Origin of the sequence: Neobacillus niacini, assembly GCF_046591715.1 — a bacterium.
Lineage (GTDB): Bacteria > Bacillota > Bacilli > Bacillales > Cytobacillaceae > Neobacillus > Neobacillus niacini_L.
Genome location: NZ_JAWVNQ010000002.1, coordinates 291,103 through 312,306 on the forward strand (window position 1 = coordinate 291,103; position 21,204 = coordinate 312,306).

Consider the following 21,204-nt stretch of genomic DNA (forward strand, 5'->3'; position numbering starts at 1 on the left):
ATGGCGATGGAAAAATTAGTTGTAAAAGGCGCCAGAGCCCATAATTTAAAAAATATCGATGTCACCATTCCGAGAGATAAGCTTGTTGTGATAACAGGACTTTCTGGTTCAGGGAAGTCCTCCCTTGCTTTTGATACGATTTACGCAGAAGGGCAGCGCCGTTATGTAGAATCACTTTCAGCCTATGCACGGCAATTCTTAGGGCAGATGGATAAGCCTGATGTAGATTCTATTGAAGGATTATCTCCAGCGATTTCAATCGATCAGAAAACAACAAGTCGGAACCCGCGTTCAACAGTGGGAACGGTGACAGAAATCTATGATTATTTGCGATTACTCTTTGCCCGTGTCGGAAGACCAACTTGTCCAATCCACAATATTGAGATTTCCTCACAAACAATTGAACAAATGGTCGACCGTATAATGGAGTACCCAGAGCGGACAAAAATGCAAATTCTAGCTCCAGTCATTTCTGGACGAAAAGGAATGCATGTTAAGGTTTTAGAGGATATAAAGAAGCAAGGATTTGTTCGTGTCCGTGTCAATGGTGAGATGCTTGACCTTGGAGAAGAGATTGTTTTAGATAAAAACAAAAAACACTCCATTGAGGTTGTAATTGACCGAATTGTTATAAAGGAAGGGATTACGGCAAGGATTGCTGATTCACTCGAAACGGCTTTAAGGCTTGGCGAAGGGAAAGTAATCGTCGATGTCATTGGAGTAGAAGAGCTTTTGTTCAGTGAAAACCATGCCTGTCCACATTGCGGGTTTTCCATCGGTGAATTGGAACCGCGGATGTTTTCGTTCAATAGCCCTTTTGGTGCCTGTACAGAGTGTGATGGGCTAGGGTCTAAGCTTGAGGTAGATGTGGACCTTGTCATTCCAAATAAGGAATTGTCATTAAAGCAGCATGCAATTGCGCCATGGGAACCATCAAGCTCGCAATATTATCCACAGCTTCTTGAAGCAGTTTGCAATCATTATGGGATCGATATGGACATGCCTTATAAGGATATCCCACAGCACCTAATTGAAAAAGTTCTTTACGGTTCAAAAGGAGATAAAATTTATTTTCGCTATGAGAATGATTTTGGACAAATACGAGAGGGCCATATTGAGTTTGAAGGCGTCATTCGTAATGTTGAACGCCGTTATAAGGAAACCAGCTCTGATTGGATTCGAGAGCAGATGGAGAAGTACATGGGTGAGCAGCCATGTCAGGTCTGTAAGGGTCATCGTTTAAAGAAGGAAACCTTGGCCGTACTCATTTCTGGACGTCATATCTCCCAACTCACAGAGTTATCAATTGAAGAATCTTATCAATTTTTTAATGAATTAACACTAACAGACAAAGAAATGCAAATCGCCAAATTAATCTTTCAAGAAATTCGTGAGCGGCTTGGATTCCTTATGAATGTTGGACTTGATTACTTAAGCTTAGGAAGAGCAGCAGGTACTCTTTCAGGAGGAGAAGCACAGAGGATCCGATTAGCTACCCAGATTGGTTCTAAGTTAACAGGTGTTCTCTATATTTTAGACGAACCATCAATTGGTCTTCATCAACGAGATAACGACCGTTTAATCGGAACACTGCAAAATATGCGTGATATCGGAAACACCCTAATTGTGGTGGAACATGATGAAGATACAATGATCGCAGCAGACTATCTAATCGATATTGGTCCTGGTGCAGGGATTCACGGCGGGCAAGTCATTGCAGCAGGCACACCTGCTGAAGTAATGGCGCATCCTGATTCTTTAACAGGGCAGTATCTGTCTGGGAAAAAGTTCATTCCGCTTCCGATTGAACGTCGTAAGCCCGATGGAAGATTTATAGAAATAAAAGGCGCTGCTGAGAATAACTTGCGTAACGTAAATGTGAAAATTCCACTAGGCATGTTTGTTGCTGTAACGGGTGTCTCTGGATCAGGGAAAAGTACATTAATCAATGAAATTCTTCTCAAGACGTTATCCCAGAAGCTTAACCGAGCGAAAACAAAGCCTGGTGAACATAAGAATATCTTGGGGATTGAGAATTTAGATAAGGTTATCGACATCGATCAATCTCCAATTGGCAGAACACCTCGTTCAAATCCGGCAACATACACAGGGGTTTTCGATGATATCCGTGATTTGTTTGCGACAACGAATGAAGCAAAGGTCCGCGGCTATAAAAAAGGACGTTTTAGCTTTAATGTTAAGGGTGGACGCTGTGAAGCCTGCCGCGGTGATGGAATTATCAAAATAGAAATGCATTTCCTTCCTGATGTCTATGTTCCTTGTGAGGTTTGTCATGGAAAGCGCTATAACCGTGAAACACTTGAAGTGAAATACAAAGGAAAGAGCATTTCAGAAATTCTTGAAATGACTGTCGAAACAGCCGTAGAATTTTTTGAGAATGTTCCTAAAATCAGTCGAAAGCTGCAAACCATCAAGGATGTTGGGTTAGGGTATATTACACTAGGCCAGCCGGCGACAACTCTTTCTGGCGGGGAAGCACAGCGTGTGAAGCTTGCATCGGAACTTCATAAACGCTCAAACGGGAAATCTTTTTACATTTTAGACGAACCGACAACAGGACTTCATGTTGACGATATTTCAAGATTATTAGTCGTCTTGCAGAGGCTCGTTGACAATGGTGATACAGTACTAGTTATTGAGCATAACCTAGATGTGATTAAAGCAACAGATTATATCATTGACCTTGGTCCAGAAGGTGGAGACAAGGGTGGTACAATAGTGGCAACTGGAACACCGGAAAAGGTGGCGGAAGTACCGGAATCCTATACGGGAAGATACTTAAAACCAATCCTAGATCGTGACCGGCTGCGGATGAAAGAACAAATACAAGAAAAAGAAACAATCGGAAAAAGCTAAAACTTGCGTTTTAGCTTTTTTTATAGATATATTGAAACTTTCATATTCTCCATACGTAAATATTCTGTGAGGGGGAGTGATGATGAATGGAAACTCGGAAGGTTCTTTCAGGTTTATGTTACTTTAGTATTTTCTTTGCTGGAATTCTGTTTCCGCTTGTTGTTATGCTTGCATCTGGAGACGAAATGACCAAAAGCCATGCAAAAAAAGCATTCTTATCCCATTTAATCCCGCTGATACCTGTACCGCTCTTAATATTTGCAATTTTTAGTGATATTAATGCTATAAACAATGACGCTATTCCTGTTTTTACACTAATTTCGGCCGGTATAATCGTCTTAGTTAGTCTAATTGTCACGATCTGGAATGTGATAAAAGGCGTAAAAGCCTTAACAATGGAATAGGATTAAATGAACGGCTGTGTTAGAGCGAAAATCAACAGACTAATTGAACACAGCCAATGAAATATATTTATTGGAGTGGATATGAGATGAAGGAAGAACGTAAAAGAATATTAAAAATGGTTGAAGATGGAAAGCTTAACGTTGATGAAGCCTTAACCTTACTAGAAGAACTTGAAAAAGCAGGACAGAATATGGAACAAAAGCAGGAACAAATTGCACAAGAAATATCAACTGCCTTTAAGTTTGAGGAAGCAAAGAAAGAGGGGACTGCACAAAGCAAAGTTCATTCCACGAAAGATAAAATTTTTGATTTTGTCGATAGTGCTTTGAAGAAAATTAAGGACCTTGACTTTGATTTGAACTTTGGTCAATCGGTTGAAATCTCACATATATTTCATCAAGGCGATGTCTACTTACGTGATATGGATATTGATCTTGCGAATGGCTCTCTTAAACTGGTACCTTGGGATCAAAACGATGTTCGGATCGAATGCCAGGCAAAGGTATATCGTGTAGAGAATGCCGAACAAGCCAGGGAAAACTTTCTAAAGGATGTCCATTTTGCGATTGATGGGCAAAAATTGCGATTTTTGACTCAGCAAAAATGGATGAAGGTCGACGCAGTAGTTTATGTTCCGCAAGCTGAATATGAACGTGTTCGTGTAAGAATGTTTAATGGTCCAATTTCAGGTGAAGAATTAACGATTAGTGATTTGCGTATGAAAACAGCCAATGGGAAAATTGAACTTGCCCGCCTAAATGGGAAAAGGGCAGAAGTTGAAACGGCAAATGGTCATATTACCCTTCAAACGAGTACAATTGATGCACTTGAGGTAGAAACCATTAATGGTGCTATTAAGCTTGATGGTGACTTTAGAAAAGTCGAAACGCAAACGTTAAATGGAAATACAACCTATAACTTAACTGGTAATCGCTGTGAATTAATTGCTGCTAAAGCAACTACAGGCGGAATCGATTTGTACATTCCCGATGGAGTAGCTGCGAGCGGGGAGTTAAAGACGAATCTTGGCGGTTTTAATATTAAACTCGATGGAATCCAGGTACTTGAAGAAAAAAGTGAAATGATCCAAAAAATGCTTCGCTTTCAGTCCATTAATCACCCTGACCGCATGTTAAAGATATTTGTTGATACTAAAACAGGATCGATTACGCTGCACAAATCGGATGAGGTTAACAAATAATAGGAGATTGAAAAATGAAATGGTTGATTGGGATTTTAATAAATGCAGTATTGTTCATGGCGATAGCGGGATATTTTTCTGAAAGTTTTGTGTTAGAAGGCTTTGGCGCTGCACTAGCTGCAAGTTTCTTACTCTCAATCATTAATGTTATAGTACGCCCGATTCTAGTCATTTTAACCTTACCTGCGACAATCTTAACATTAGGTTTTTTCCTGTTTGTTATTAATGCGATGACTCTTGAGATTACGGATTATTTGATGGGGGATGCGTTTGAAATTGCAGGATTTGGAATGGCGTTATTAGCTGCAGTCATTATGTCGATTGTCACGCTGATTCTGGATAAGACGATCCTTAATTCCTCTAAAGAAAAATAAAAGAAGCAATTGGCTTTAGCCAATTGCTTCTTTACCGTTTCATCGTATGAATAAATCGATATCGATCTGCACGGAAGGTAGACTTGACCAATTCAAAGGGGATACCGTCTTGTAAATAAGAAATCCGCTCGATCAAGAGAATAGGATCTCCGAGTTTTATTTCTAACGCTTGTGCATCAACATGGTCCGCAATAGACGCTTCAATTTCTTGTGTCGCTTCACTAATCGTAAGAGCAAGGTTTTCCTCGATGTATTGATAAAGAGAAAGATTGCTGTTTTCCTCTGTCAGACCTGGGACAATCTCAACGGGGATAAAGGCAGTTTCAAGTGCCATCGGGGCACCATCTGCTAAACGTATCCGCGTAATTTTGTATACAGAGTCATTTTCTCCAATATTAAGGGAAGAAGCGGTTTTTTTGTCAGCAGGGATAATTTGAAAGGATAACAAACTGCTGCTTGGATTCATTCCCCTTGAGAGCATGTCCTCTGTGAAACTTGTCATTCCCTGTAATTCCTGTTCGACCTTTTTCATATTAACAAAGGTGCCTCTGCCTTTTTGTCTTTTTAAATAGCCTTCAGAAACCAAATTATTAATGGCCTGTCTTACAGTCATTCGGCTAATTTGGAATCGCTCTGCATATTCCCGTTCTGAAGGGATGACACTTTCTTCTGCTAAAACACCATTCTCTATTTGTTGTTTAATGTACTCTTCTAGTTGATGATAAATGGGAACTGGTGAATTTTTGTTTATCATTCAATCACCTCCTCCTTAGAAAAGTACTAGATATATTTTAATGCATCTCTATCTGCAATGACAGTTACATTTTCATGGTTCTTTAGCGCAGAGGCAGGGAAATCCTCACTTATTTCTCCGTTTACAAACCTTTTTAATGCTTCAGCTTTTCTCTCACCCGAAACCAGCAGGAGAATCTCCTTGCTATCTAGGATGGAGGCAATACCCATGGTGATTGCGTGAGTAGGCACTTCCTCCAGTGAGTTAAAAAATCTTGAATTCGCTTCCCTTGTACTTTGGGCTAAAGTTACAATATGAGTTCTGCTGGAAAAAGCAGTACCTGGTTCATTAAAGCCGATATGACCATTTTGTCCAATGCCAAGAAGCTGCAGGTCAACTCCACCAAGTTCTTTGATGAGCTGCTCATAACGAAGGCATTCTTGTTCTAAGTCGCTCGCTGCACCATTTGGAATATGAGTATGATTTTCTTTGATATCTAAATGTTTAAATAAATTTTGGTTCATGAAATAGTGGTAGCTATTCTCATCTTTAATTGGAAGTCCGATATATTCATCTAAATTGACGGATCTGACATTTTTATAGCTGGTTTTATTCTCTACATGATCCTGTATTAAAAAATCATAAATACCCTGTGGTGTGCTACCTGTTGCTAGTCCCAGTGTTAGACTTGGGTTAGAGCGTATTTTGTCAACGATAATTTTTCCAGCTGTTAGGCTCATTTCTGTATAATTTTCTGTGCGAATTAGTTTCATGCTGTTATTCCCCCTTTTTGTATGCAATTTCCCCGCGGCAGATGGTCATTTCAACTTGATAGTCCTTCGATAAGATGGTTATATCTGCATCTTTTCCTTCGGAAATGCTCCCTTTACGGTCATAGACTTTCAATTGTTTAGCAGGATTTACACTTGCCATCTGAACAGCTTCCCGCAGAGAAATTTCTGCTGCTTCTAGAATGTTTTTTATAGAGTCGTTCATTTTTAAAATACTGCCAGCCAGTGTTCCGTCGGCTAGAAGAGCCTTCCCATCACTAACGGATACATCCTGCCCGCCAAGGTCATAAATTCCATTTTTGAGACATTTTGCTCTCATCGAATCTGTTATTAAAATCATGCCTTCTGAACCTTTGGCATTCATGACAAGCTTCATTACTTCAGGGCGGACGTGAATTCCATCCGCAATTAATTCCACCATTAACTCTTTAAAAACAAGCGCAGAACCAGCAACGCCGGGTTCTCGATGATGGATTCCTCTCATGCCATTAAATAAGTGTGTCACTTGTTTTGCTCCAGCACGAACGGCCTTTTCTATTTCTTCGTAAATGGCATCAGAGTGTCCAATAGAAGCGATCACATCATTTTCGTGTAAATAAGAAACAAAGTTTGTCCCGTTTTCAAGTTCAGGGGCAACGGTTACTAGTTTAATGCCTCCTTCAGCAAGCTCTTGCCAATGCTTAAATAATTCAATATCAGGATCTATTATGAATTCCTTCGGCTGTGCACCAGCCCGTTTTTTATTAATAAAGGGCCCTTCTAGGTGAACGCCGAGAATATCTGACTTTCCAGCGTTATTGTGTCCCTTAACGTAAACTGCTGCGTTTTTCAGAGCCTTTTCGATATTTTCATGTTTTTGGGTAATCGTAGTAGCCAAGAAGCTTGTGGTTCCTTCAGCTGGGAGTGCTTTTGCCATCGTTTCTAACGCTTCAATACTTGCATCCATGGTATCTGCTCCCGCAGCTCCGTGAATGTGAACATCTATAAAACCAGGAACAACATATTGTTCCCTAGGGATTTCTATTGTTTCTATTGCAGATAAATGTGCAGGAAGCGTATCAATTGGACCAATTTCTTGGATTTTTCCATTTTCAATATAAATATAGATAGATTCTGCCACTTCATTTTCTAAAATGGTGCTGCCGTGTACCAGTAAAAGTTGGCTCAAAATCTTCATCTCCATTTCAATAATAGTACCTTTATGAGGTTATTATATCCTCAAGTGGAATAGTTGTCTATACCAGTTGGCTATTTCATTCTTATTTATTTTTTCCATTAAATTAAGATTGTATTAATCACACAATAACTTCCATTGTGTTATGAAAATTAATTAAATAGTGCTAAAATAAGAAGAAATTAATTTAGTTCAATAATGATTTTTGTCTAGCTGCAGCGCCTAGGGGCTCGGGCATAAGCCAATCCGACATGAAGGTTAAAGAGCAACCTTCATGCCGGCTCGTCTTATGCCGGCCGCCCCTGGACAGGCGCTTCCGCTTTTCTATTAAGGAGGAAAACTTTTGCCAAAGGTACGTACGAAGGATATTTATGAAAGATTTCATTTGGAACTAGTCAGCGGTGAAGAAGGAATTAATCGCCCAATTACTACTAGTGATATATCGAGACCGGGAATTGAGCTCGCTGGATACTTCGAATATTACCCAGCAGAAAGAATTCAGCTATTAGGAAAAACGGAGCTTTCCTTCTATGAGGGATTACCCAAAAATGAACGTATTTCAAGAATGGAGCGATTGTGCACAGATATCACTCCTGCCATCATTCTTACAAGGGGATTAGAAATTCCTGAAGAGTTGATTGAAGCTTCCGAGCGTGAATCCGTTCCTGTATTGCGTTCAAATATGAAAACAACACGGTTTTCAAGCCGATTAACTAACTTTTTAGAGAGTAAGCTTGCACCAACTACTGCTGTACATGGGGTGTTAGTCGACATCTATGGGATAGGAGTACTGATCACAGGAAAAAGCGGTGTAGGTAAGAGTGAAACCGCATTAGAACTGGTAAAACGCGGACATAGACTTGTTGCGGATGACTGTGTAGAGATCAGGCAGGAAGATCAAGATACACTTGTTGGAACCTCTCCCGATTTAATTGAGCATTTATTAGAAATTCGCGGATTGGGCATTATCAATGTCATGACTCTTTTTGGAGCAGGTGCCGTTCGAAGCAATAAGCGAATTACCTTGGTTATTAATTTGGAAATCTGGGATGCTCAGAAGCAATATGACAGGCTTGGGTTAGATGATGAAAAGATGAAAATCATTGATACGGAGATTACAAAAATCACTGTCCCAGTCCGACCTGGACGAAACCTGGCTGTTATTATTGAAGTAGCTGCAATGAACTATCGTCTAAAAAGAATGGGCGTCAATGCTGCACAGCAATTTACAGAACGCCTATCAGATGTAATTGAGGATGGAGAACACGAGGAATAATTAAATAAAGGAGAAATGGTATGAATTCAACTATACAGCCGCTTGACCCGATTGCATTTTCATTAGGACCAATTTCAGTTCATTGGTATGGTCTTATCATCGGTTCAGGTTTAGCATTGGCGCTTTATCTCGCCATTAAAGAAGGCGATAAGAGGGGACTTCCAAAGGATACCTTCGCTGATTTAATGCTTTGGGCAATCCCCATTGCAATCCTTTCAGCACGCTTGTATTACGTTATTTTTGAATGGGGCTATTATTCAGAGCATCCAGGTCAAATCATTCAGATTTGGAATGGAGGCATTGCCATCCATGGAGCACTAATCGGGTCCGTTGTAACAACCTATGTTTTCGCAAAAAAACGCGGGATATCTTTTTGGAAAATTGCCGATATTGCTGCACCAAGCATTATTTTAGGTCAAGCCATCGGACGCTGGGGGAATTTTATGAATCAGGAAGCCCATGGAGGGGAAGTCACTAGAACCTTCCTCGAAAACCTCCAGCTTCCTGAGTTTATCATTAATCAAATGTATATTAATGGTGCTTATTATCATCCGACCTTCCTTTATGAGTCTATTTGGAATATCCTCGGTTTTGCTCTATTAATCATGCTTAGAACTGTGAACCTTCGCCGAGGGGAACTATTTCTATCCTATGTTATTTGGTACTCAGTCGGCCGTTTCTTCATTGAAGGCTTAAGAACAGATAGTTTAATGATGGGCGGCTTAAGAATGGCACAATTCATCTCAATCGCATTAATAGTTGGTGCTGTAATCATTCTGGTTTACCGCCGGAAGAAAAATCTAGCGAAAGACAGATATTTAGATAAAAACAATCAAGCCTTAACGCACTAAAGAAGGAGACATCGGAGAAATGATTAACTCAATTAAAAAAGGTATTCAGGTAGGGTTAAAAACAACATGGACCTTGGGGAAAATTATTTTTCCAGTAACCCTTATTGTGGCTTTGCTGCAGTATACTCCTGTTTTACCGTGGATCATTGAGGCGATTACACCATTGATGAAATTGCTGGGCTTATCAGGCGATGCGGCAATTCCACTTGTTATAGGGAACTTTCTCAATCTCTATGCGGCAATCGGGGCGATTTTAACCTTAGATCTTACGGTAAAAGAAGTATTTATCTTAGCTGTTATGCTCTCATTTTCTCATAACTTAATTGTTGAGTCAGGCGTTGCCATGAAAGTTGGAGTAAAGCTTTGGCTTGTGCTTGTTACAAGGCTGGGGCTTGCATTTCTGTCAGCCATCGTGATCAATTTAGTTTGGCAGGGAGGCAGCGAGACTGCCCAATATGGAATGATTCAAGCACAAAGTGATGAACAGGTGTCAGGATTGGGGTCCATATTACTGGCAGCGGTTGAAAAGGCGGGTCTGGGAATTCTTCAGTTGGCCTTGATTGTAATTCCGCTGATGATTGTGATTCAAATTTTAAAAGATTTGCAATGGCTTAAAAAGTTTTCACAGGGGATGTCTCCGATTACTAGGAGCCTAGGAATGAACGAAAACACCTCTACAACAATGGCAGCGGGTTTGTTATTTGGACTTGCGTATGGTGCAGGGGTTGTTATCCAGGCTGTGGAGGAAGATGGAGTCAGTAAGAAGGATCTGACACTCGCCTTTATTTTTCTAATGGCCTGCCATGCAGTAGTGGAGGATACGCTTATCTTTATACCGCTTGGAATTCCAGTCTGGCCGCTCTTTTTAATTCGGATTGGTGTAGCGATTGCACTGACATTGATTGTCGGTTTGATTTGGAAAAAGTCAGGCATCTTGACTAGAAAGGAAGCAAAAACCAACTTATGAAAAATAAAATAGATACGATTCTATTCGATTTAGATGGAACGTTAATTGATACCAATGAATTAATTATTTCAACTTATCTGCACACACTTGAAAAATACTATCCAGGCAAATATGCCCGGGAAGATGTCTTGCCGTTTCTTGGTCCGACCCTACATGAAGTTTTTGGTTCAATGGATCCCGAGCGAGTGGAGGAAATGATAGTCGAATATCGAACTTACAATATCGCTAATCACGATGCTCTTGTAAAAGAATTTGCCGGTGTGATGGAAACTATTGAGATCTTGAAGAAAAAGGGATATAAGCTGGCAATTGTTACGACGAAACGTGAAGATGTTGCTTTTAAGGGACTTCGCTTGATGAAATTGGATGCCTTCTTTGACGTCATGATTGCGTACGATCATGTAAAAAAAGTAAAACCTGACCCTGAACCGATCTTTTTAGCGCTTGAAAAGTTAAGTGCGAAGCCAGAGGAAGCCTTAATGGTAGGCGACAATTTTCACGATGTATTGGCGGGGAAAAATGCAGGTACATTGACTGCAGGAGTTGCTTGGTCTATTAAGGGCAGAGAGTATCTAGCAAAATATGAACCGGATTACATGTTAGAGAACATGAAAGATTTATTAAGTATTCTCGGAGAGGAATAAGATGAGAAATACAACCCGCTACCGTGTTGAAGGAGCAAACTCCCTTTGGCATGTATACAAAACGGTTCCCTTTTGGAAGGTTGTAAAAAACTTTATTGTGATTCAGCTAGCACGGTACACACCTTTTCTTGGTATGAAGAATTGGCTTTATCGAACATTTTTAGGACTGAAGGTTGGGGAAGAGACTTCCTTCGCTTTAATGGTGATGCTTGACGTGATGTTTCCTGAGAAAATCAGTGTGGGTCGTAATACAGTAATTGGCTACAATACCACTATTCTTGCCCATGAATATTTGATAAAAGAATATCGGCTGGGACCTGTTAATATTGGCAGTGAGGTGATGATTGGGGCTAATTCAACCATTCTCCCTGGGGTAACGATTGGTGACGGTGCCATCGTTTCCGCTGGAACACTCGTTCATAAAGATGTCCCTGCTGGTGCATTCGTCGGCGGCAATCCCATGCGAATCATCTATTCAAAAGAAGAGATGGATAAACGCTGGGCCGATGATGAAATTTATGGGAAGAAATAAAAGAAGCCGGGTTTTAGAACCTGGTTTTTTTATTACATATTAAGGGTTAGTGCGGGATTTTAGTTTTCAGTTGACGAAAATGAATCAAAAAGGTAAACTTTAATTCATTAGTATATTAGCGAACTAAAGGATTCTGAAAATAAAGGATGATTTGGATGAGCCGTTTATTTATGTTTGAAAAGCCTTTAGGCATGAGAGATACGCTTCCGGAACTATATGAAAAGAAACAACATGTCCGTTCATTGATGGAAGAGGCCATTAAGCAGTGGGGATATCAATTTATAGAAACACCTACATTAGAATACTATGAAACCGTTGGAACAGCCTCGGCCATACTTGACCCAGAGCTGTTCAAATTACTTGATAAAGATGGGCACACCCTCGTGCTCAGACCGGATATGACGGCGCCGATTGCCAGAGTAGCGGCTTCCCGCCTGTTAGAAAATGATCTCCCGTTAAGGCTTGCGTATGCGGGTAAGGTCTACCGCGCACAGCAGCGGGAAGGAGGCAGACCTGCTGAGTTTGAACAAATTGGTGTGGAATTCATAAATGATGACACCGTTTCTAGTGACGGCGAGGCAATTGCACTATTGGTTTCTTCTCTTAAAAAAGCGGGGCTGAGTCAATTTCAAGTTTCTGTCGGACATATTGGTTTTGCCCAGGAATTATTTATGCAAATCTTAGGAACAAATGGACGCGCGACCGCATTAAGACGGTTTTTATATGAAAAGAATTTTGTCGGATACCGTGAGCAGGTAAACTCTTATTCTCTATCTTCCATTGATAAACAAAGGCTGCTACAGCTTCTCGAATTAAGGGGAGGCGCTGAGGTAATCGGTCAAGCACTCGACATCATTGAAGACGGCTATGGAAAAGAATCTCTTTTACAGTTGAAGGAATTATGGGAGGTCATTACAGACTACGGTTTGAAGGACTATGTGAAATTTGATTTTACCATTGTCAGTCATATGAGTTATTATTCAGGGATTTTATTTGAAGCCTATGCCGGAAATGTCGGCTTCCCGATTGGAAATGGCGGCCGTTATGGCTTGATTGAGAAATTTGGGAAAAATGCGAGTGCCACAGGTTTTGCTGTAAGACTCGATAAACTTTTAGAAGCAATGGGACCACAAGAGGTTACAAATACGATGGAATGTATATTCTTCAGCCGGGAAAGGCGCAAGGAAGCTTTTCAATTAGCTGAAACTATGAAAGCTGCTGGAAAGAAAATCGTCCTGCAGGACATTAATGGTGTAAAGAATCTTGATGCATTTACAAAGAACTTTGCCAATACCACCTATTTAATTGGGGGGGCTTCATGATGAATGCGAAATTAACGATTGCGATGCCAAAAGGAAGAATCTTTGAAGAAGCTTTGGATTTACTCCGGAAAGCTGGATACAACCTGCCCCCTGAATTCGATGATTCTAGGAAACTTATTATCGATGTAGAAGCAGAAGACATGCGTTTTATTCTCGCAAAACCAATGGATGTAGCTACATATGTGGAACATGGGGTGGCTGATGTCGGGATCGCAGGTAAGGATGTTTTACTTGAAGAAGAACGGGATGTATACGAACTGCTTGATTTAAGAATCAGCGCCTGTTATTTAGCGGTGGCCGGTCTGCCAGGGACAGCCATGAACGATGTTGCACCAAAAGTGGCAACGAAATATCCTAATGTGGCTGCAGCTTATTTCCGCGAGCAGGGCGAACAAGTAGAAATCATTAAATTAAACGGTTCAATCGAACTTGCTCCCCTAATCGGTTTAGCGGATCGAATTGTTGATATTGTTTCGACCGGCCGAACACTTGTTGAAAATGGTCTAGTTGAATTTGAAAGAATTAAAGATGTGACATCAAGGCTCATCGTCAACCCTGTAAGCTATCGGATTAAAGACAAGGTGATTAACGAATTAGTTACAAGGTTAAGCGGCGTTGTCTCCGTGGAGGTAAAATAGGATGAAAATAGTGAAAGTAAGTGAACTTGTTTCCATTAAACGGTCCATAGAATCAGGAACTGCTGAACAATTAGCTGTCGTGAAGGAAATAATTTCTGACATTCGTACCTCTGGTGACGAAGCGCTGCGGACTTACACTGAGAAATTTGACCGGGTCGTGCTGGAATCCTTTGCTGTTAGCGAAAATGAAATAAATGACGCATATGGGCAGGTGGATTCTGAGTTTATCTCGATTGTGAGAGAGGCTGCTGAAAACATTAGAAGCTTTCATGAAAAACAATTGCGTCCTTCTTGGATGACAACCGAAGAAAACGGAAGTATACTTGGTCAAAAAATTACTCCGCTTGACTCAGTAGGCGTATATGTCCCAGGGGGAACGGCAGCCTATCCTTCCTCGGTACTTATGAATGTCATTCCAGCAAAAGTAGCAGGGGTAAAAAGAATCGTGATGGTTTCACCTCCTGACACAGAAGGAAAACTGCCAGCAGCAGTTCTGGTTGCAGCGAAGGAAGCAGGAGTGAAAGAGATTTATAAGGTCGGCGGAGCGCAGGCTATCGGTGCATTGGCCTATGGAACAGAGTCTATTGTTTCTGTTGATAAGATTACAGGTCCAGGCAATATCTTTGTAGCATTGGCAAAGCGTGAGGTATTCGGTGATGTTGATATTGATATGATTGCCGGACCAAGTGAAATCGCAATTATTGCAGATGATTCTGCACGGGCTGATGAGGTTGCTGCAGATTTATTATCACAGGCTGAACATGACCCGCGTGCCTGCAGTGTCCTTGTCACACCTTCTAATACGTTAGCGGAAGCGGTGGCACTTGAAGTAGAGCAGCAACTAGCATTATTGCCGCGCAAGGAAATAGCTGCGAAGTCGATTGCTGACTTTGGTGTAATCTATGTGACTTCCTCCCTTGAGGAAGCTGTGGAAACGGTGAATCAGCTCGCACCAGAACATCTAGAAATCTTGACTGACAACGGGATAGAGCTGCTCGGGAAAATTCGTCATGCAGGAGCTATTTTTATTGGCCGTTATAGTTCAGAACCAGTTGGCGACTATTTCGCGGGACCTAACCATGTACTGCCGACCAATGGTACCGCTAGATTTTCAAGTCCCTTAAATGTGGATGATTTTCAAAAGAAGTCCAGCGTTATTATATATAGTGAGAAAGCATTAAAAGATAATGGAAAAAAAATCGCAAAATTTGCACGCATGGAAGGCCTTGAGGCACATGCACGTGCAGTGGAATTAAGACTAAAAAATCAATAATTATTTTGCTAGGGGGCCCTTCCATGGAAAGATACTCGAAGCTTGAACGAAATACAAATGAAACCCAAATCAGCTTATCGCTAAACATTGATGGCGAAGGAAATTCTGAACTTGAAACAGGAGTTCCGTTCCTTAGTCATATGCTTGATTTATTCACGAAACACGGACAATTTGATCTTAATGTGAACGCAAAAGGAGATATCGAGGTAGACGATCATCATACTACAGAGGATATCGGGATTTGTATTGGACAGGCATTGCGGGAAGCCCTTGGTGATAAAAAAGGAATTAAACGCTATGGTAATGCCTTTGTACCAATGGATGAAGCGTTAGCTCAGGTTGTGGTTGACCTCAGCAACCGGCCGCACCTTGAAATGCGTGCTGAGTTTCCTAGTTCAAAGGTGGGTACTTTTGACACGGAGCTCGTTCATGAATTCTTATGGAAGCTTGCCCTAGAGGCCCGCATGAATCTTCATGTGATTGTACATTATGGTCAAAATACACACCATATGATTGAGGCTGTTTTTAAAGCGCTTGGCCGGGCCCTGGATGAAGCAACGACCATTGACCCTCGCATCAAAGGAGTTCCGTCAACGAAAGGGATGTTGTAAATGATCGGTATTGTCGATTACGGTATGGGCAATCTCTTTAGTGTCAGTAAGGCACTTGAGCGGTTGAATGCCGATTATTTTATATCAGGAGAAAGAGAAGAGCTTCTTCGTGCTGATGCACTGCTGCTTCCAGGAGTAGGCTCCTTCCGGGATGCAATGGAAGTACTGCAGGTTGATACCATTAAGGAGTTCGCTGCAACCGGGAAACCTTTACTTGGGATTTGCCTTGGTATGCAGCTATTGTTTGAAGATAGTGATGAGAATGGTTTAACAAAAGGGCTTGGATTATTGCCTGGAAGTGTACGCCGTTTTCCTGGCAAAACCCCTGAGGGAGAAACGTATAAGGTTCCGCATATGGGCTGGAACAAGCTTGAATTTGTAAGCTCCTCGCCACTTTTAGAAGGCCTAGAAGAGGATTATGTATATTTTGTACATTCCTACTATGTGAATGCCGAAAATTCTGAGGTGCTGCTGGCAAAAGCAAATTATAATGAAGCGGTGTCTGCGGTTGTTGGTAAGGATAATATTTACGGAATGCAATTTCATCCAGAAAAGAGCAGTAAGCTTGGAATGGCTCTATTGAAAAACTTCTTGAACTTAGTGGAAGAAAGGAAGGCGGTACGATGACACTCACTATTTATCCAGCGATTGATATGCGCGGCGGGAATTGCGTTCGCCTTCTACAAGGTGATTACGATAAAGAAACGATTTATGGTGATTCACCTTTTGATATGGCTCGAGCATTTGCAGAAGATGGTGCACAGTGGATACATATGGTTGACCTTGACGGGGCAAAGGATGGTAAACGGATTAATGACTCCTTTGTTATTGAAGCAGCAAAGCAGTTAAAGGTAAACGTTCAAATTGGCGGAGGTATTCGTTCTGAAGAAGACATTCTTCATTATTTGGAAAACGGGATTACACGCGTGATCATTGGAAGTATTGCCGTTTCCAATCCGGAATTTGCGATTGCGATGATAAAGAAGTACGGTGAACAGATTGTTGTGGGAATCGATGCAAAGAATGGGTATGTGGCCACACATGGCTGGCTGACAACCTCGGAAGTGAAAGCTGTGGATCTTAGTAAACGCTTTGCCGATGCCGGTGCCGAGACGTTTATTTTCACTGATATTGCTACAGATGGAACACTTTCTGGACCTAATATTAGTGCTGTTTGCCAAATGGCAGAGGTAACAGGAAAAACAGTAATCGCATCTGGCGGTGTGAGCAGTTTAGCTGATTTACGTGCGCTGCATGCAGAGGGTGTAAAAGGGGCAATTGTTGGGAAGGCCCTTTATGAGAAGCGCTTTACCTTGAAGGAAGCACTTGCGATTAGCGGGGTGAGCAAATGACACTGACGAAAAGGATCATTCCTTGCCTTGATGTAAAAGAAGGAAGAGTGGTCAAAGGAATTCAATTTGTACAGCTTCGGGATGCCGGTGACCCAGTTGAGTTAGCAAGATTTTATGATGAACAAGGAGCAGATGAGTTAGTTTTCCTTGATATTTCAGCTTCTGTAGAAGGTCGAAAAACGATGGTAGAAGTGGTAAAGTCTGTCGCTTCGGAGCTTGCGATTCCTTTTACCGTAGGCGGCGGTATTAATTCTTTAGAAGACATGAAAAGAATCCTGCGTGCAGGTGCAGATAAGGTGTCATTAAATACAGCAGCAGTCTTAAACCCTGAACTGATTTCTGAAGGGGCAGGTTACTTTGGAACGCAATGCATTGTAGTTGCCATCGATGCAAAGTATGATGAAGACCTTGGAACTTGGCGTGTGTATACACATGGCGGCAGAACGCCAACAGACCGGAAAGTAATACAATGGGCAAAAGAAGCGGCTGAATTAGGTGCAGGAGAAATTTTACTTACCAGTATGGATAGTGATGGAGAAAAAAATGGCTTTGATCTAAGCTTGACAAAAGCAGTAAGTGAGGCGGTTAGTATTCCTGTGATTGCTTCTGGCGGTGCAGGAAATGCGCGTCATTTTGAAGAGGCTTTTGTAAATGGGAAAGCAGACGCTGCTCTCGCAGCTTCTATCTTTCATTATAAGGAAACCTCAGTTCATGAAGTGAAAAGCTATTTGCATGAGAAGGGAGTGAGTGTCCGATGAATATTCGCTTTGATGAAAAAGGACTTGTACCTGCCATCGTACAGGACGCCGATACGAAAGAAGTATTAACATTAGCTTATATGAACCAAGAATCACTGACGAAAACACTGGAAACAGGGGAAACATGGTTCTATAGCCGTTCCCGTCAGGAGCTGTGGCATAAAGGAGCAACGAGTGGAAATACTCAATCAGTCGTGAGTGTGAAATATGACTGCGACCAGGATGCTGTTCTAGTGCTTGTAGAGCCTAAAGGGCCAGCGTGCCATACAGGAGCTGTCAGCTGCTTCACGGAAGGTGTTGTTTCAGAGAGAGCAGCTTCCGGCCTAGGTGACTATCAAATCCTGCAAACATTAGAAAAACTAATTATCGAACGTGAAAAAGAGCGTCCAGAAGGAGCCTATACTACATACCTTTTCGAAAAAGGCGTCGATAAAATTTTGAAAAAAGTTGGTGAAGAAGCCGCAGAAGTCATCATCGCAGCCAAAAACCGCGACAAAGAGGAATTAAAATGGGAAGCTGCCGACCTCCTCTACCACCTGCAAGTACTATTAGTGGAACAAGGTCTGCCATTTAAAGAAGTACTTAAAACTTTGGAAGAAAGACATAAAAGATAATATTGCGGTGACAGGCACCAAATATGCAAAAACACGCTGTTATGCAGCGTGTTTTTGCATATGAAGGAAATTCCAGTTTTAGCAATGCTGTTCTAGCCCTTCTCGTATAGGCTTTGGTTGTGGTATACTACATAAGTTAGTTTATTGTGTATAGATGGAGGTCTCCATGATTAAAGACTCGAAAGCAAGAATTCAAAAGGGAAAGATTCTCTCATTTGTTCCGACTGGGGAATATTATTTCACGAAGGGTATTAAGGCATACCATCGCCGTGATTTTAAAAAATCTAAAAAGTATCTCGAGCGGGCGATGCAGCTGGAGCCGGGTGAACCAATGATAACCTGTCAGCTTGCTATAGTTTCAACTGAGCTAGGTGAGTTTGAAAATTCTAATCGACTCTTGCATTTAATCCTTGAAGATCTTGATGAAGAGATGGCTGAATGTCATTATTTCTTAGCGAATAATTATGCCCATATGGGTTTCTTTAAAGATGCGTATCATCATGCAAATATGTATTTGGAGTTGGATCCAAATGGGGATTTTAATGAAGATACACATGACCTTCTCGAGCTTCTTTCGTTTGAGGCGGAGGGTTTGGAAGATGAACTTTATGAACAAGACGATCTTATCATTAAGCAGGAGCAGGCTCGTGATTTATTGGAATCTGGATACTTCCCAAAAGCGATAGAGCTGTTAAAGGATGTCGTTGAAGCCTATCCAGAATATTGGTCTGCCTATAATAATTTGGCATTAGCCTATTTTTATTTAGGGAAAACTAAAAAAGCAGAATCGATTCTTGACGATGTATTAGAAAGAAATCCAGGAAATCTCCATGCATTGTGTAATCGCCTTGTCTTTGCGCATTATCAAGGAAAAAAGAAGGCTGTAGCCCGCTTAATGGATTCCTTAAAGAAAATTCAGCCGATGCTTATTGATCACCAATTTAAACTCGGGGCAACCTTTGCTTTAGTGGGTGAATATGAGTCTGCGTACTTTTGGCTGAAAAAGCTATATAAAAATGGTTTTGAAGGTGACGGTCCTTTTTATTATTGGCTTTCTTATTCTGCGTATTATACAAATCATGAAAATTTTGCGCGGAGTATTTGGAAAAGTGCTATTGAACGGAACCCAGATAAAGAAGGATTTGAACCTTGGAATGCAGAAAAGCCTGTAGCAAATGGCTTTGAGGATCACGCGGGTTCTATTTTTCAAAAACTTGAAAGTGATTATATAGAAGAACGGTTATTTGCTATTTTCTTAGCTTCAGTTTCTGGAAAAACAGAGGAAATCTTCACTTCTAAACGTTTTCAGCAAAATCAGAAACTAACAAGTATGGAAAAAAATTATGTTTCCTTAGTAAAGTCAGGAACTCCTTCCTCCGTTAAAGACGCACAGGAGATTGCCGAGGTTCTGTATGAGAAACATCAGCCAATCGGAACAATTGAGTCAGGATTATATTTAATGTGGTTTTCTGTATTTGTAGAGATTTCAAAGTCACAGATTAACTTAAACAACAAACGTGCCTGGGCTGGAGCGATGGAATATGTCTGGTACCAGAAAAGCAATGAAAAGGTGTCACAGCAAGAAATTGCCAAACGCTATGATATCTCGCCTGCAACCATAGGGAAATATGTGAAATTAGTGTCAAAACACCTAAATTAATGAGCTGCGGCGCCTCCGCTTTTCATTAAGCAGATTAATGGACTAAATAACGATTGTTTAATACGATTAAGTAGGAAATACTATACTTAATCGTATTTTTTTATATATAGGGAGTGACAAATATGTCAGAGGAAAAAATTTATGATGTGATTATCGCTGGCGCTGGTCCTGCTGGTATGACAGCTGCTGTTTATACATCTCGTGCGAATCTTTCAACACTTATGATCGAACGAGGTATGCCTGGAGGCCAAATGGCTAACACAGAGGATGTTGAAAACTATCCTGGTTTTGAAAGTATCCTGGGTCCTGACTTATCCACCAAAATGTTTGAACATGCCAAAAAATTTGGTGCCGAATATGCGTATGGCGATATTAAAGAAATTATCGACAATGGCGACACCAAAACTGTTATTGCAGGTTCAAAGCAATACAAGGCTTATTCTGTTATTATTTCTGCAGGTGCTGAATACAAGAAGGTAGGAGTACCAGGGGAGAAAGAACTTAGCGGCCGCGGTGTATCGTATTGTGCGGTTTGTGATGGAGCATTTTTCAAAGGTAAAGAGTTATATGTGATTGGCGGCGGAGACTCGGCTGTTGAAGAAGGTGTTTATTTAACACGATTTGCTTCTAAAGTAACGATTGTACACCGTCGTGACGAACTTCGTGCTCAAAAAATTCTTCAAGACCGTGCTTTTGCCAATGATAAAATCGACTTCATTTGGAATCATACCATTAAATCGATTAATGATAAGGATGGAAAAGTAGGCAGTGTAACTCTTGTTTCCACTGAAAATGGCGAGGAGCAGGAGCTTTCAGCAGATGGAGTATTTATATATATCGGTATGATCCCGCTATCTAAGCCATTTTCAAATTTAGGTATTACGAATGAAAATGGATATATTGAAACGAATGAGCGAATGGAAACAAAAGTACCTGGCATTTTTGCTGCAGGAGATATTCGTGAGAAAACACTAAGACAAATTGTTACCGCTACGGGTGATGGCAGTATTGCCGCACAAAGTGCGCAGCATTATATAGAAGAACTTAAAGAAGAATTAAAGATCAAGCAGTAATTTACAAATTTTTCATAAACGTAATCCTGTTTTAATTCTGCTGTAACAAAGGTGAAATATTAATAAGGTAGAATGTAA

22 protein-coding genes are annotated in these 21,204 nt (G+C 41.0%); 19 read left to right on the top strand and 3 right to left on the bottom strand.

The window, feature by feature from the left end; translation table 11 throughout:
- From uvrA to SFC47_RS08670, 4 genes are all read left to right on the top strand, one after another.
- Positions 1-2,877: an excinuclease ABC subunit UvrA gene (gene uvrA / locus SFC47_RS08655; protein ID WP_411253879.1), complete on the top strand. Its 2,877-nt coding sequence runs from the start codon at positions 1-3 to the stop codon at positions 2,875-2,877.
- An 86-nt stretch (positions 2,878-2,963) separates the two neighbouring features.
- Positions 2,964-3,281: a magnetosome magnetite crystal formation protein family gene (locus SFC47_RS08660; RefSeq protein ID WP_411253880.1), complete on the top strand. Its 318-nt coding sequence runs from the start codon at positions 2,964-2,966 to the stop codon at positions 3,279-3,281.
- Positions 3,282-3,367: 86 nt separating this feature from the next.
- Complete coding sequence (locus tag SFC47_RS08665; protein ID WP_411253881.1) at positions 3,368-4,483, top strand: DUF4097 family beta strand repeat-containing protein; 1,116 nt, start codon at positions 3,368-3,370, stop codon at positions 4,481-4,483.
- A gap of 14 nt (positions 4,484-4,497) precedes the next feature.
- Positions 4,498-4,857: a phage holin family protein gene (locus SFC47_RS08670; protein WP_411253882.1), complete on the top strand. Its 360-nt coding sequence runs from the start codon at positions 4,498-4,500 to the stop codon at positions 4,855-4,857.
- A gap of 31 nt (positions 4,858-4,888) precedes the next feature.
- Here SFC47_RS08670 and SFC47_RS08675 read toward each other — a convergent pair whose 3' ends face one another.
- From SFC47_RS08675 to nagA, 3 genes are read right to left on the bottom strand one after another with little or no spacing between them, the layout of a single operon-like run.
- Positions 4,889-5,611: a GntR family transcriptional regulator gene (locus SFC47_RS08675; RefSeq protein WP_411253883.1), complete on the bottom strand. Its 723-nt coding sequence runs from the start codon at positions 5,609-5,611 to the stop codon at positions 4,889-4,891.
- A 26-nt stretch (positions 5,612-5,637) separates the two neighbouring features.
- Positions 5,638-6,363 carry a glucosamine-6-phosphate deaminase gene (nagB, locus tag SFC47_RS08680; protein ID WP_411253884.1) on the bottom strand — a complete coding sequence of 242 codons (726 nt, stop codon included), beginning with the start codon at positions 6,361-6,363 and terminating at the stop codon, positions 5,638-5,640.
- A gap of 4 nt (positions 6,364-6,367) precedes the next feature.
- Positions 6,368-7,549 (bottom strand): N-acetylglucosamine-6-phosphate deacetylase, encoded by a 1,182-nt coding sequence (gene nagA, locus SFC47_RS08685; RefSeq protein WP_411253885.1) that lies wholly within the window; start codon positions 7,547-7,549, stop codon positions 6,368-6,370.
- Positions 7,550-7,898: 349 nt separating this feature from the next.
- On the opposite strand from nagA, the gene hprK reads away from it, so the two are divergent.
- The 15 genes from hprK to trxB all read left to right on the top strand — a co-directional run bounded on the left by hprK (position 7,899) and on the right by trxB (position 21,126).
- A complete protein-coding gene (gene hprK / locus SFC47_RS08690; RefSeq protein ID WP_411253886.1) occupies positions 7,899-8,831 on the top strand; it encodes an HPr(Ser) kinase/phosphatase in 933 nt (310 codons plus the stop codon).
- Positions 8,832-8,851: 20 nt separating this feature from the next.
- Positions 8,852-9,682 (top strand): prolipoprotein diacylglyceryl transferase, encoded by an 831-nt coding sequence (gene lgt / locus SFC47_RS08695; RefSeq protein ID WP_411253887.1) that lies wholly within the window; start codon positions 8,852-8,854, stop codon positions 9,680-9,682.
- 19 nt (positions 9,683-9,701) lie between these two features.
- A complete protein-coding gene (locus SFC47_RS08700) occupies positions 9,702-10,649 on the top strand; it encodes a nucleoside recognition domain-containing protein (RefSeq protein ID WP_411253888.1) in 948 nt (315 codons plus the stop codon).
- Entirely contained in the window at positions 10,646-11,293 is a 648-nt protein-coding gene (ppaX, locus tag SFC47_RS08705; RefSeq protein ID WP_411253889.1) for a pyrophosphatase PpaX, read from the top strand. Before SFC47_RS08700 ends, ppaX begins: the two co-directional genes overlap by 4 nt.
- A 1-nt stretch (position 11,294) precedes the next feature.
- On the top strand, positions 11,295-11,825 hold the full coding sequence (locus SFC47_RS08710) for an acyltransferase (protein WP_411253890.1): 531 nt from the start codon (positions 11,295-11,297) through the stop codon (positions 11,823-11,825).
- A gap of 155 nt (positions 11,826-11,980) precedes the next feature.
- Positions 11,981-13,147 (top strand): ATP phosphoribosyltransferase regulatory subunit, encoded by a 1,167-nt coding sequence (locus SFC47_RS08715; protein ID WP_411253891.1) that lies wholly within the window; start codon positions 11,981-11,983, stop codon positions 13,145-13,147.
- Positions 13,147-13,785, top strand: coding sequence for an ATP phosphoribosyltransferase (gene hisG / locus SFC47_RS08720; protein ID WP_411254095.1), 639 nt, complete (start codon positions 13,147-13,149; stop codon positions 13,783-13,785). The genes SFC47_RS08715 and hisG overlap by 1 nt, the downstream gene beginning before the upstream one ends.
- Position 13,786: 1 nt before the next feature.
- Positions 13,787-15,058, top strand: a complete 1,272-nt coding sequence (hisD, locus tag SFC47_RS08725) for a histidinol dehydrogenase (RefSeq protein ID WP_411253892.1) — start codon at positions 13,787-13,789, stop codon at positions 15,056-15,058.
- Positions 15,059-15,081: 23 nt separating this feature from the next.
- Complete coding sequence (hisB, locus tag SFC47_RS08730) at positions 15,082-15,669, top strand: imidazoleglycerol-phosphate dehydratase HisB (RefSeq protein WP_411253893.1); 588 nt, start codon at positions 15,082-15,084, stop codon at positions 15,667-15,669.
- On the top strand, positions 15,670-16,296 hold the full coding sequence (gene hisH, locus SFC47_RS08735; RefSeq protein WP_411253894.1) for an imidazole glycerol phosphate synthase subunit HisH: 627 nt from the start codon (positions 15,670-15,672) through the stop codon (positions 16,294-16,296). It begins immediately after the preceding gene.
- Positions 16,293-17,021 carry a 1-(5-phosphoribosyl)-5-[(5-phosphoribosylamino)methylideneamino]imidazole-4-carboxamide isomerase gene (hisA, locus tag SFC47_RS08740; protein WP_411253895.1) on the top strand — a complete coding sequence of 243 codons (729 nt, stop codon included), beginning with the start codon at positions 16,293-16,295 and terminating at the stop codon, positions 17,019-17,021. Before hisH ends, hisA begins: the two co-directional genes overlap by 4 nt.
- Positions 17,018-17,779 (top strand): imidazole glycerol phosphate synthase subunit HisF, encoded by a 762-nt coding sequence (gene hisF / locus SFC47_RS08745; RefSeq protein WP_411253896.1) that lies wholly within the window; start codon positions 17,018-17,020, stop codon positions 17,777-17,779. The genes hisA and hisF overlap by 4 nt, the downstream gene beginning before the upstream one ends.
- A complete protein-coding gene (hisIE, locus tag SFC47_RS08750) occupies positions 17,776-18,393 on the top strand; it encodes a bifunctional phosphoribosyl-AMP cyclohydrolase/phosphoribosyl-ATP diphosphatase HisIE (RefSeq protein ID WP_411253897.1) in 618 nt (205 codons plus the stop codon). Before hisF ends, hisIE begins: the two co-directional genes overlap by 4 nt.
- 166 nt (positions 18,394-18,559) lie before the next feature.
- On the top strand, positions 18,560-20,053 hold the full coding sequence (locus SFC47_RS08755; RefSeq protein ID WP_411253898.1) for a tetratricopeptide repeat protein: 1,494 nt from the start codon (positions 18,560-18,562) through the stop codon (positions 20,051-20,053).
- 122 nt (positions 20,054-20,175) lie between these two features.
- The gene (trxB, locus tag SFC47_RS08760; RefSeq protein ID WP_411253899.1) at positions 20,176-21,126 is read left to right on the top strand and encodes a thioredoxin-disulfide reductase; all 951 of its coding nucleotides are present in this window, start codon (positions 20,176-20,178) and stop codon (positions 21,124-21,126) included.
- The last annotated feature ends 78 nt before the right edge of the window (positions 21,127-21,204 follow it).